16 protein-coding genes are annotated in these 10,234 nt (G+C 74.7%); 5 read left to right on the top strand and 11 right to left on the bottom strand.

Annotated features, from left to right (window positions below):
- Positions 1-109 precede the first annotated feature (109 nt).
- Positions 110-451 (top strand): putative toxin-antitoxin system toxin component, PIN family, encoded by a 342-nt coding sequence (locus tag RM540_RS03435; protein ID WP_311662122.1) that lies wholly within the window; start codon positions 110-112, stop codon positions 449-451.
- 49 nt (positions 452-500) lie between these two features.
- On the opposite strand, the gene RM540_RS03430 is transcribed toward RM540_RS03435, so the two are convergent.
- Together RM540_RS03430 and bshB1 are read right to left on the bottom strand one after the other, a co-directional pair.
- Positions 501-1,154: an NUDIX hydrolase gene (locus tag RM540_RS03430; RefSeq protein WP_311662121.1), complete on the bottom strand. Its 654-nt coding sequence runs from the start codon at positions 1,152-1,154 to the stop codon at positions 501-503.
- 101 nt (positions 1,155-1,255) lie between these two features.
- Positions 1,256-2,020: a bacillithiol biosynthesis deacetylase BshB1 gene (gene bshB1 / locus RM540_RS03425; protein WP_311662120.1), complete on the bottom strand. Its 765-nt coding sequence runs from the start codon at positions 2,018-2,020 to the stop codon at positions 1,256-1,258.
- A gap of 120 nt (positions 2,021-2,140) precedes the next feature.
- On the opposite strand from bshB1, the gene RM540_RS03420 reads away from it, so the two are divergent.
- Complete coding sequence (locus RM540_RS03420; RefSeq protein ID WP_311662119.1) at positions 2,141-2,509, top strand: hypothetical protein; 369 nt, start codon at positions 2,141-2,143, stop codon at positions 2,507-2,509.
- 19 nt (positions 2,510-2,528) lie between these two features.
- Here the strand turns inward: RM540_RS03420 and RM540_RS03415 are convergent, their stop codons facing one another.
- The 8 genes from RM540_RS03415 to RM540_RS03380 form a co-directional block, all read right to left on the bottom strand.
- A complete protein-coding gene (locus RM540_RS03415) occupies positions 2,529-3,020 on the bottom strand; it encodes a protein-disulfide reductase DsbD domain-containing protein (protein ID WP_311662118.1) in 492 nt (163 codons plus the stop codon).
- 145 nt (positions 3,021-3,165) lie between these two features.
- Positions 3,166-3,621 (bottom strand): 50S ribosomal protein L9, encoded by a 456-nt coding sequence (gene rplI, locus RM540_RS03410; RefSeq protein ID WP_311662117.1) that lies wholly within the window; start codon positions 3,619-3,621, stop codon positions 3,166-3,168.
- A gap of 58 nt (positions 3,622-3,679) precedes the next feature.
- Positions 3,680-4,201: a 30S ribosomal protein S18 gene (rpsR, locus tag RM540_RS16475; RefSeq protein WP_409945681.1), complete on the bottom strand. Its 522-nt coding sequence runs from the start codon at positions 4,199-4,201 to the stop codon at positions 3,680-3,682.
- 12 nt (positions 4,202-4,213) lie between these two features.
- A complete protein-coding gene (gene rpsF, locus RM540_RS03400) occupies positions 4,214-4,588 on the bottom strand; it encodes a 30S ribosomal protein S6 (protein ID WP_311662116.1) in 375 nt (124 codons plus the stop codon).
- A 205-nt stretch (positions 4,589-4,793) separates the two neighbouring features.
- A complete protein-coding gene (locus RM540_RS03395; RefSeq protein ID WP_311662115.1) occupies positions 4,794-5,405 on the bottom strand; it encodes a hypothetical protein in 612 nt (203 codons plus the stop codon).
- A gap of 44 nt (positions 5,406-5,449) precedes the next feature.
- On the bottom strand, positions 5,450-6,187 hold the full coding sequence (locus RM540_RS03390; RefSeq protein WP_311662114.1) for a DUF4230 domain-containing protein: 738 nt from the start codon (positions 6,185-6,187) through the stop codon (positions 5,450-5,452).
- A 122-nt stretch (positions 6,188-6,309) separates the two neighbouring features.
- A complete protein-coding gene (locus tag RM540_RS03385) occupies positions 6,310-7,218 on the bottom strand; it encodes a hypothetical protein (protein ID WP_311662113.1) in 909 nt (302 codons plus the stop codon).
- A gap of 83 nt (positions 7,219-7,301) precedes the next feature.
- A complete protein-coding gene (locus tag RM540_RS03380; protein ID WP_311662112.1) occupies positions 7,302-7,685 on the bottom strand; it encodes a response regulator in 384 nt (127 codons plus the stop codon).
- Positions 7,686-7,771: 86 nt separating this feature from the next.
- Between RM540_RS03380 and thiE the strand changes: the two genes are divergently transcribed.
- On the top strand, positions 7,772-8,416 hold the full coding sequence (thiE, locus tag RM540_RS03375; protein WP_311662111.1) for a thiamine phosphate synthase: 645 nt from the start codon (positions 7,772-7,774) through the stop codon (positions 8,414-8,416).
- A 168-nt stretch (positions 8,417-8,584) separates the two neighbouring features.
- Here thiE and RM540_RS03370 read toward each other — a convergent pair whose 3' ends face one another.
- Positions 8,585-9,133, bottom strand: a complete 549-nt coding sequence (locus tag RM540_RS03370; protein WP_311662110.1) for a hypothetical protein — start codon at positions 9,131-9,133, stop codon at positions 8,585-8,587.
- A 165-nt stretch (positions 9,134-9,298) separates the two neighbouring features.
- On the opposite strand from RM540_RS03370, the gene RM540_RS03365 reads away from it, so the two are divergent.
- On the top strand, positions 9,299-9,733 hold the full coding sequence (locus RM540_RS03365) for an OsmC family protein (RefSeq protein ID WP_311662109.1): 435 nt from the start codon (positions 9,299-9,301) through the stop codon (positions 9,731-9,733).
- Between the two features lie 24 nt (positions 9,734-9,757).
- Positions 9,758-10,135, top strand: a complete 378-nt coding sequence (locus RM540_RS03360; protein ID WP_311662108.1) for a rhodanese-like domain-containing protein — start codon at positions 9,758-9,760, stop codon at positions 10,133-10,135.
- Positions 10,136-10,234: the final 99 nt, after the last annotated feature.

Here is a 10,234-nt window from a genome sequence, read left to right as displayed (position 1 = left end):
AGGCGCTGCTGCGGGGGGACTTCGACGACGATGAGTAGCCGCCCGCGCTGCGTCGTCGACACCAACGTCCTCATCAGCGCCGGTCTCATCCAGCCGAGTACCCCCCCGCGTGGTCGATTGGATCATCGATCATGGGCGGCTCCTCGCCTCGACGAAGACGCTCGCTGAGTTCTCGTCCCGGTTTATCCAGAGGAAGAAGTTCGACCGCTACCTCCGCCCTGAGGGGCGGGAGCTGTTCACCCTTCAGATCACGGACGCCGCCGAGCTCGTCGCCGTCACCACGCGGCTGGCCGTCTGCGCCGACCCCGACGACGACCGCTTCCTCGAGCTCGCCGTCGACGGCCGGGCCGATTGCGTCGTCACCGGCAACACGCGCGACTTCCCCGCCGCGCACGGCGGCGTCCCCGTCCTAACGCCGGCCCACTTCGCCGGGCGGTACCTCGACGCGTAGCCCCACCCCGCCCGCGCGGCGAGAGCGGGGCGGGGCGGGGCGGGGCGGCTCACGCCTCGATTGCCTCGCGGACGACGGCCGCAAACTCGGCCATCATCATGGCCGTCGCCCCCCACACTTCGAGGCCGCCGACATCGAAGAACGGGACCTCGAACGTCCCGAGCGGGGCGTCCCGCCGCGACCGACGCCGGAGCGTCGGGTCGAGGAACGCGGCCACCGGCGCCTCGACGAGCGCGGCGACCTCGGCCTCGTGCGCCCGGAACGGCGGCCGCGCGTCGACCGACGCGACGACGGGCCAGACGGAAAACCGCGAGGGCGGGATGTAGAGCGGCGTGAGCCGCCCGAGCACATCGGGCGCGGCGGGGTCGACGCCGACCTCCTCCCACGCCTCACGGCGGGCGGCGTCCTCCGGCGTCTCGCCGGCGTCGAGCGAGCCGCCCGGGAGCGACACCTGCCCGCCGTGCGACGACAGCGACGCCTGGCGCACCGTGAGCACGACCGACGCCGCCCCGCCCGCGCCGGGGTAGAGCAGGACGAGCGTGGCGGCGGGGCGGCCCTCGTTGCGCTCGGTCGAAAGCGTCTCGGCCGTCGCGCGGGCCGGGAACGGGGCCATCTCGGCGTGCGCGGCGTGCCCGGGGAGCGGGGCGGCGAGCCGCGCGCGGAGGGCGGCGGCGAGGGCGGCGTGCGGGGGGAGCGTCGGCATCGGGCGTGGAACGCGGGCCGGCGCGGGCGGTGCCGCCCCGCCCGCGCTCCGCCACGTCCTCTCCCGCCCCGCTCAACTCGGGCGGGGCGGGCGGGGCGGTCCTACCGGAACGGGCGCTCGCGGCCCAGGGTCGCCATGAGGTCCGTCACGCCGACCGGGCCGTGGCGGTAGAGGAGCGGCTCGCCGTAGGTCGCCCCGATGCGGTAGCCGTAAACGCGCGCCCGGGCCTCGACCCACTCCAGGAAGCCGGGGTTCGAGATGTAGGTCTGCGGCCCGTCGTCCGCGCCCTCGCCGCCGGGCTGGTAGAACTGGCTCCTGAACGCGAGCAGCGCCTCCATCCGCCGCTCCCACACGTCCGACACGTCGACGACGAACGTGGGCTCGAAGTCGAGCGCCTGCATGTAGTGGAGGACGTGGTGCGGGCGCCACGGCTCCTGCGGGGCGCCGTCGTCGTCTGTCGTCTCGATCTTGGCGAGGCCGGAGTAGAACAGGGCGTCGACGCTGAGGCGCGTGGCGTCGCCGTGGTCGGGGTGGCGGACGGTCTCGGCCGTGGTCAGCACGACGTGCGGGCGGTACCGGCGGACGGCCCGGATCACGCGGAGCTGGTTCTCGCGCGTGTTCTGGATGTCGCCGTCGGGGAGGCCCAGGTTGTCGCGGGCGGCGAGGCCCAGGATCTCGGCGGAGGCGGCGGCCTCGGCGTCCCGCTCCTCGGGCGTCCCCCGCGTGCCCAGCTCGCCGCGCGTAAAGTCGACGATGCCGGTCCGGTAGCCCTGATCGGCGAGCACGCACATCGTGCCGCCGGCGCAGAGCTCGACGTCGTCGGGGTGGGCGGCGAGGGCAAGGACGTCGAGCGGGGCGGCAGGCACGGGCGGGGCGGGGGGATTCGGGGGCGCGGGCTACGCCGCCGCCGCCGCCGAGGTCCCAGCCCAGAGCGGGACCGGCGCCGCCCCGCCCGGCGTCCGACGCCGGCCCCCTGCCTCTGCCCGGTGCCGATCCTCCGCCCCGCCCTCGCGCTCGCCGCCCTCGTCGTCGCCGGGTGCGGACCGCCCGACCTCCCCGCCCGCTACGAGATCGACCGCGCGGTCCTCTCCCGCCGCCCGCTCCTCACCGACACGCTCAGCGTGCCGGGCGGGGCGGACACGCTGGACGTCGTCCTGAGCCTCGCCGTCGTGCGCGGCCGGACCGCGTGGGCGCTCCTCGACCCTGACGGCGCCGAGGTCTGGGGCGGGGCGGTCACACGCGGCGACACGGCCGCCCGGCACCGTGCGCTCCGCCCCGCCCCGGGCCCGTGGCGGTTCGTCCTGCGCTCCGACAGCGCCGTCGGCACGGCCGAGGTCCGGGGCAGCGCCCGCTAGCCGCCCCGCCCGCGCGTCGCTACCGGACCTGGAGCGGCACGCGGAACGCGGCGCGCGCCGGCGGCAGGCAGATCGAGTCGTCACAGACGGCGTAGAGCACCGCGCCGCGGACCTCGTGCCGACCGCGCGCGGCGGTCGCGCTCAGGCGGAGCGGCTGCACAATCCGGCCGCGCCCGGCGAAGTACGTGTAGTCGCTCCCGAACGCCTCGTCGTACCCCTCCTGCGGGCGGGCCTGGCGGAGCGGGGCGGCCTCGACGCCCGCCGGCAGCGCGCCGACGGTGACGGCGAGCGGCCGCCCGACCGGCGAGTCGACGGCGTAGAGCCGCCAGCCGGGCTCGATCTCGGCATCGAGCACGACGCGGGCCTCCCCGCCCCGCTCGGCCTGCTGCACGCGGACGCTCCAGTCGACCACGTCCTGCGTGCGGACGGGGGCGCCGAGCCGGCCCTGCGCGCTGGCCGGCGCGGCGAGGGTGACGAGCGCGAGGGCGCAGGCGGTCAGGAGGGCGCGCATAGCGGGAGGGGAAACGGGGGGCGCAGAGACGGGCTGTCCGCCGGGGCGGGGTGGCCCCTCAACGAACGCGCGGCGCGGGCCGTGCCTTACGCAGCGCGGGGCGCCCCCGGAGAGGCGCCCCGCGCTGGACTACGCCGAGGACGCGCTAGAGCGAGTCCTGGTTGGCGACGACGTTGACCGTGACCTTGGCCGAGACGTCCTGGTGGAGCCGGACCGTCGCCGGGTAGACGCCGGTCACGCGGGGGTCCTCCGACAGCGTCACCTTGCGGCGGTCGATGTCGAACCCCTGCTCCTTCAGCTCGTCGACGACCTGCTGGGTCGTGATCGTCCCGAAGATCCGGTTGTCCTCGCCCGTCTGGACGGGGATGACGATCTCGGTGCCGTCGAGGCGCTGGGCCAGCTTCTCGGCCTGCTCGCGCTGGGCCTCGACCTTGTGGGCCGACTGGCGGCGCTCCTCGGCGTACCGCTTCGTCGCGCTCTTGGTGGCGACGACGGCGAGCTGGCGCGGGATGAGGAAGTTCTGGCCGTAGCCGGGCTTGACGTCCACGAGGTCGCCCTTGATGCCGAGCGTGTCGTGGTCCTCCGTGAGGATGACTTTCATGGGGTGGGGAGGCTGGCGGGGGCGGGGCGGCGCGTTTCGTCGGCCGCCCCGCCCGCCGCTACTTGACGTTGTCGGCGGCGAACGGGAGCAGCGCGACGATGCGGGCGCGCTTGACGGCCGTCGTGAGCTGGCGCTGGAACTTGGCCGAGACGCCGGTCATGCGGCGCGGGAGCAGCTTGCCCTGCTCGTTCACGTAGCGCTTGAGGGTCTCGGTGTCCTTGTAGTCGATGTACTCGATCCCGGCGGACTTGAACGGGCACACCATCTTGGTCCCCTCGGAGCCCGGCGCGGCGATGCGCTGGAGGTCGTCGGGGTTCGAGGCGGCCACGAGGCGGGCGGCCACCTCGGGCGAGACGGCGCGCGGCGCCGGCTCGGCGCCCATCTGCTGGGCCGCCTGCTCGACGGCCGTGGGCTCCTCGGCCGAGGTCGGCACGGAGGCGCCCTCGAGGGCCGTGCTCACCTCGGTCTCGGGGAGCTGCGTGGTCTCGACGGCGGGGGCGCCGCCGGTCGCGGGGTCCTGCGCGGGGTTGCCGTCGGTCGCGGGGGCGCCGTCGGCGGCGTTCGTCTGGTCGTCTGCCATGTCGGTAGGGGGCTAGGCGGCGGCGGCCACGGCGCCGCCCTTCTGCTCGTTGTAGTACCGCTCCATCTTCGCGTCGTAGCGGAGCACGAGGTGGCGCATGATGTCGTCGTTGATCCGGAGCGCGCGGTCGACCTTGGGGAGCGCGGTGCCGTCGGCGAGGCGGAAGTAGACGACGACGTAGTAGCCGTTCCGCTTTTTCTCGATGGGGTACGCCAGCCGCTGGCTCCCGCGCTCGTCGACGCCGGCCACGACGGCGCCGTTGTCGGAGAGGTAGGCCGTCACGCGCTGGACGATGTCCTTCGTCTGCTCCTCGTTGAGGACCGGGTTGATGACGTACATCAACTCGTACATGGGCGCCGCGTTGGCGCTGGAGGCGTCGTCTGCCATAGGGGTCCCTGTGGGATACAAAAGGTGTATGCCCGCGCCGGGCCGGGATGTCTCCCCGGAACGCGCCGTGGGCAGGGCGAGGGGCGAAGTTACCCCGCCCCGCCCCCGCACGCAGCGAAGCGGGGGCGAAGACAGCCGCGGGCGGGGCGGCGCCCGGGCCGCTTCGAGACGCCGCTTCGCGCCACCCCGCCCGCGCCGCCGGCCGTTAGTCTTCCCCGCGGCCCCAGAAGTTGCGGACCCGGCGCTCGACCTCGCCGATGCCCGGCAGCGTCACGCCGCGGCGGAGCCCCTCGCGGATGATGAACGCGCGGAGCGTCTGGTCGGCCGGCGGCAGCGGGTAGAGCGCGTCCACGACGCCGGCGAGGGCGGGGCGGACAGCGGCGCCCACGAGCCCCAGCCGGAGCGCGACGAACCCGGCTACGCCGGTCCACACGGCGGCAAAGTGGCCCGCGGCGGCGAACGCGCTGAGGGCGCCCACGTAGACGAGCCCCTGCACGACGGGGTGCTCCAGCACGGCCGCCGCGCGCGCGAGCCCAGGAAAGACGAGGCCCGGGGCCGCGACGGTCCACGAGGCGTAGAGGGCGAGCGCGAGCGAGAGCGCGAACCACCACGGCACGACGGCGAGCAGCGCCGGGAGCACCCACACGGCCAGCGTCTGCGGCGACCGCAGCCACACGCCCGTCCGCCGCACGAGCACGTCGAGGCCGACGGCGTCGATCACCCCGCCCGCGTACTCGCGCAGGAGCGGCTCGGTCGTGTGGAACCGCGTGCCGTCGGCGGCGACGATGCCGCCGGGCGTGTCGACGTAAGCCGGCACCTCACGGGCGGGCCGCGAGCCGGCGCGGCGGGACCACGGCCACCTCATCGCGTCTCGGCGGGCACCGCCCGCCGCTGGCCTTCGCCGGACACGTCGAGCGTGTCGCCCGGCGCGACGACGAACCGGAAGCGGACGCCGGCGACGTCGACGCCGGCCGCTTCGAGCGGCGTCGAGAGCATGCGCGAGAGCGTCCGGGCCGTGTTCAGCGCCGGCTGGTCCGACGTCTGCAGGTGGCCCTCGGCCTGCTCGCGGAGGGCGGGGCGGACGCGCCGGAGCGTCTGCTCAAGCGTCCGCTCGGTGAGCGACGGCGTGAGCCGGGCCTGCCCGCTCAGGTCGATGTCGACGCTGGCCTCCTCGAGTTCGGGCTCGACTGAGAACACGGAGAGCGGCGGGAGCCGGACCTCGACCACCCCGCCCTCCTGGAAGTCGATGTCGCCGGGCCGGAGGTCGGTCAGCGAGAACCCGTACGTCATCGTCGCCGGCACGCGGATGCCGACCTCGGCCCGCCCGGTCTCGATGTCGAGCAGGCGGACCCTCCACCGCCGCGCGCTTGACCCCGACAGGCTCGACGTGAGCCGGCCGGTGACCAGGAACTCCTCGGACGCCTCGGACTGGAGCGTCGACAGCATGGCCGACTCGACCTCTTCCTCGTCGATCCCCCCGCCCCGCCCGAGCGCGACGCCGAGGGCCACGACGACGGCGACGAGCGCCGCGATCACGAGGCCCAGCACAAACCCGGCGAGGCGGCGGCGGGCGGGCGGGGCGGCGGGGTCGGTGGGCATGGCGCGGCGTACGAAGGGCGCGGCGGCCGGGTTCGCGCGGGCGGGGCGGGGCGAGGAGAAGAGGAACGGAGGAAGCACGCCCCCGCCTCTTCTCATCCCCGCCCCTTCTCCTCCACCCCGCCCTAGCCCGCGAGCAGGACGAGGGCCACGCCGGCGAGGGCGATGCCGGCCACGTTGGCCGCCGACAGCCGCTCGTGCCACAGGAACCGGCCGATGAGGGCGGCCCCGAACACGATCGCCACGCTGTTGGCCGGGAACGCGACCGGCCCCGGCAGCTGGTCGAGCGCGCGGAGCAGGAACTCGGCCGACCCGTAGTTCACGATGCCCAAGACGGCGCCCCAGCCCAGGACCTCGCCGCGCGGCCACCGCCCCGCCCGCACGCCGGTCCACACGACGACCGAGAGCCCGACGGCGAAGGCCACGCCGAACACGAACAGCAGGAACGTGGCCGGCGCGACGCGCCCGGCGAACGACTCCTGGAACAGCTTCATGTTGACGTCGACCACCCCGCCCGCCGCGAACAGGAGACCGAGCACGGCGACGGCCCCCATCCGCTCTGCGGGCGGGGCGGGGCGGCCAGTGTCCGCGTCGGGCGGGGCGGGCGGGCCGAGTTTTCCCGGCGGCTCGGCGGCGGGGCGGGCGACGAGGAAGAACGCCCCGCCCGAGAGCGCGAGCCCGACGAGCTGGAGCGGGCGGGGCACCTCGCCCCACACGAGCCACGACGCGACAAACGGGACGACGACCGACAGCCGCATGACGCCCGCCGCGAGCCCCATGCCGGCGTCGCGGATGGCCCGCGAGAACAACCAGAACCCGGCGATAAAGAGCACGCCCTGCACCACGCCGAGCCCAACCAGCCCGGCCGTCAGCGCCGCGGGCGGGGCGGCGCCCTGGAGGCCGAGCGCGAGCGCCGCGGCGGCCGCGTAGTTGGCCGTCAGGAGCGCGGTCCGGTCGAGGTCGCGCCGCTCGGCCACCTTGAGCAGGACGGCGATCGAGAGGCTACAGGCGACCGCGAGGGCGAGAAACAGCATGCCGGTACGTCAGCAGGTCGGGGTCGAGGAGCGCCGGGGGCTAGGCCGCACCGCCCGCCCCCTCCACCCCGCCCGCCGGCTCGTTACTCGATCCCGAACACCTCCTCCTTCAGCGTCGAAAAGTCGATGGGCTTGGTGAGGTAGCCCCGCGCGCCGCCCTGGAGCGCCGTCGTCTTGAGCTCGCCGTCGTCGTAGGCCGTGACCATGTAGACGTCGAGGTCGGGGAACTCGCCCTGGACTTCGGCGAGCAGGTCGAGCCCGCTCATCCCCGGCATGTTGATGTCCGAGAGCAGGACGACGACGTCGGCGGCCTCCCCGCCCCGGAGCTTCTCCAGGGCCTCCTCGCCGCTCTCGGCGAACACGAGCTCGAGGAGCCCCTGGCGCACCTCGCGCCGGAACTTCTGCGTGAACAGAAACTGGACGTCGGTCTCGTCGTCGACGACGAGCACGCGGAGCGGCTGGGGCATAGGCGTCAGAGGAGCGGTCCGCTAGATACACCCGCCGCGGGCGGGGCGGCCGCCCTGGACGGCGGAGGGCACGCGATCTTGACCCGATGACCCCCACCCCGCCCGTCGGCCGCCTCCACGTCCTCACGGACTTCCACTTCCAGCAGCGGTGGTCCCACGCCGAGCTCGCCCGGCAGGCCGCGGCGGGCGGGGCGGAGACGGTCCAGTTCCGCCACAAGACGGGGACGACGCGGGACCGCCTCGCGGGCCTCCTCCCGACCGTCGCCGCGTGCCGGGCCGCGGGCGTCCCGTGCCTCGTGGACGACCACCTCGACCTCGCGCTCGCGGCCGGCGCCGCCGGCGTCCACCTGGGCGCGCTCGACCTCCCCGTCGCCGACGCCCGCGCCGTCCTCGACGGGCGGGGCGGCGGCCTCATCGGGGCCACGGCGACGACGGCCGAGGCCGCGCGCGCGGCCGAAGCCGCTGGGGCGAGCTACGTCGGCTTCGGGCCGGTCTTCCCGACGGGCTCCAAGGCGAACCCGGCCAGCGTAAAAGGACTGGACGGACTCGCACGCGCGGCGGCGGCCGTCCGCATCCCGGTCATCGCGATCGCCGGCGTCACGCCCGAGCGCGTCGGGCCGTGCCTGGACGCCGGCGCCTGGGGCGTCGCCGTGATGACGGCCGTGACGACGGCGCCGGACGTGGAGGCCGCCGCCGCCCGGTTCCGCGAAGCCGTCGAACGGTGGCAGTAGGCCGGTGGACAACGTTCCCGCCCCGCCCGCGGGTCGCAAGGGGCGGGGCGGGGCGGCGCTCCCCACCCCGCCCTACGGACCGGCGGGGTCGGCTGAACGAGCGGCTTGGGCACAAAAAAGGGGAGGTGGATCGCTCCACCTCCCCAGAGTGCCGTACGGCTGTCCCGTCTAGCCTGCCGCGTTGCGGCCGCCGTAGACGTTGTTGGCCCCGTACTCGTTGTAGCGCTCCGTGACGTAGTTGTAGTCGTCCTTGTCGCGCGGGTGGACGCCGAGGACGATCCCGCCCTCGTTTACGTCGTTCTCGTACACCTTGGCCTGGTCCTCGGGGATGCCAGCGCCGACGAGCGCGCCGACGAGGCTGCCCGCCGCCCCGCCCGCACCAGCGCCAGCGAGCGCGCCGGCGAGCGGACCCGCCACGGCCCCGATGCCCGGGAGGATGACGGCGCCGCCGACACCGGCGATCGCGCCGATGATGCCGCCGGTCGTGCCGCCGATGGCCGCGCCTGCACCGGCCCCCTCCATGGCCTTCGAGCCCTGCTCGATCTTGACCTCGTCCGGGTTGCGGTCGTAGTAGCGCTCCTTCGTGTCCTCCGACATGATGACGTGGATGTCATCGTCGGTGTAGCCGCGCTGGCGGAAGTGGTCGTAGGCCTGGTCCGCGCTCTTGGAATCGCGGAAGGTGCCGGTCACGAGCGGGCGGTCGTCTGAGTATGCCATTCTGAAGGGGGGGAGGTTGTGTAGAGGGGACACGTTATAAGCGCTCACGGCCCCCCCCGTTCCTCAGAACCGGAAGTTAAGGAGACGGACGGTCCACGCCGTCTGCGTGAACCCGCTCTGGCCGGCGCCAGTACGGAGGCTCCCCTCCCACCCCACCCCGCCCCCATGCCCACCCGCTCCGCACGCGCCCACTGGTCCGGCTCGCTCTCCGACGGCTCCGGGTCGCTCTCGACCGAGACGTCCGCGCTCGACGAGGTCCCGTACTCCTTCGACACCCGGTTCGGCGACAGCACGGCGGGGACGAACCCCGAGGAGCTCCTCGGCGCCGCCCACGCCGGGTGCTTCACGATGGCCGTCTCCCACGCACTCTCCGAGGCCGGCCACCCGCCGCAGTCGGCCGACACGACGGCGGAGGTCCACGTCCGGCAGGTCGAGGGCGGGTTCGAGATCGACACGATCCACCTCACGCTTACGGCGACCGTCCCCGGCGTCTCAGACGACGAGTTCCAGCGGATCGCGGACGACGCCAAAGAAAACTGCCCGCTCTCGAAGGTGCTCCGCGCCGCCGAGATCTCGCTCGACGCAACGCTCCAGTCGTAACCAGGCGCCCCGCCCCGCCCCGCCATGCTCCGTCTTGCCGCCGTCGCGTTTCTCGTCGTCGCCCTCGTCGTCGCGTTCCGGTGGTTTACCGGCGGCGGCGGGCGGGCGGAGCCGGCTGAGGTCGCCGCCGCCGCCCGCGCTGGCGCCACGTTCCTCGACGTCCGCCGTCCCGACGAGTACGCGGGCGGCCGCGTCCGCGGCGCCCAGAACGTCGACGTCCTCGCACCCGGCTTCCGCGACCGCGTCGCCGGGCTCGACCGCGACCAGACGGTCTACGTCTACTGCGCGTCGGGCACACGGAGCGGGAGGGCAGCGAGGATCCTGGAGGACCTCGGGTTCGCGCGCGTCGTGAACGCGGGCGGGGTGAGCGCGCTCGCGCGGGCGGGCGTGCCGATGGAGTAGCCACGCCCGTGGCGTTCGCCTGCCGCCCCGCCCGCACCTGGAGCCCGTACGGGCGGGGCGGCGCCGTCTGCACACGACTCCTCCTCCTCCACCCGTTCA

It is taken from the genome of Rubrivirga litoralis (assembly GCF_031846415.1).
In the GTDB taxonomy this organism is placed as follows: domain Bacteria; phylum Bacteroidota; class Rhodothermia; order Rhodothermales; family Rubricoccaceae; genus Rubrivirga; species Rubrivirga litoralis.
The sequence above is the reverse complement of the archived record's forward strand: the minus strand, read 5'-3'. Positions and strand labels throughout refer to the sequence as shown.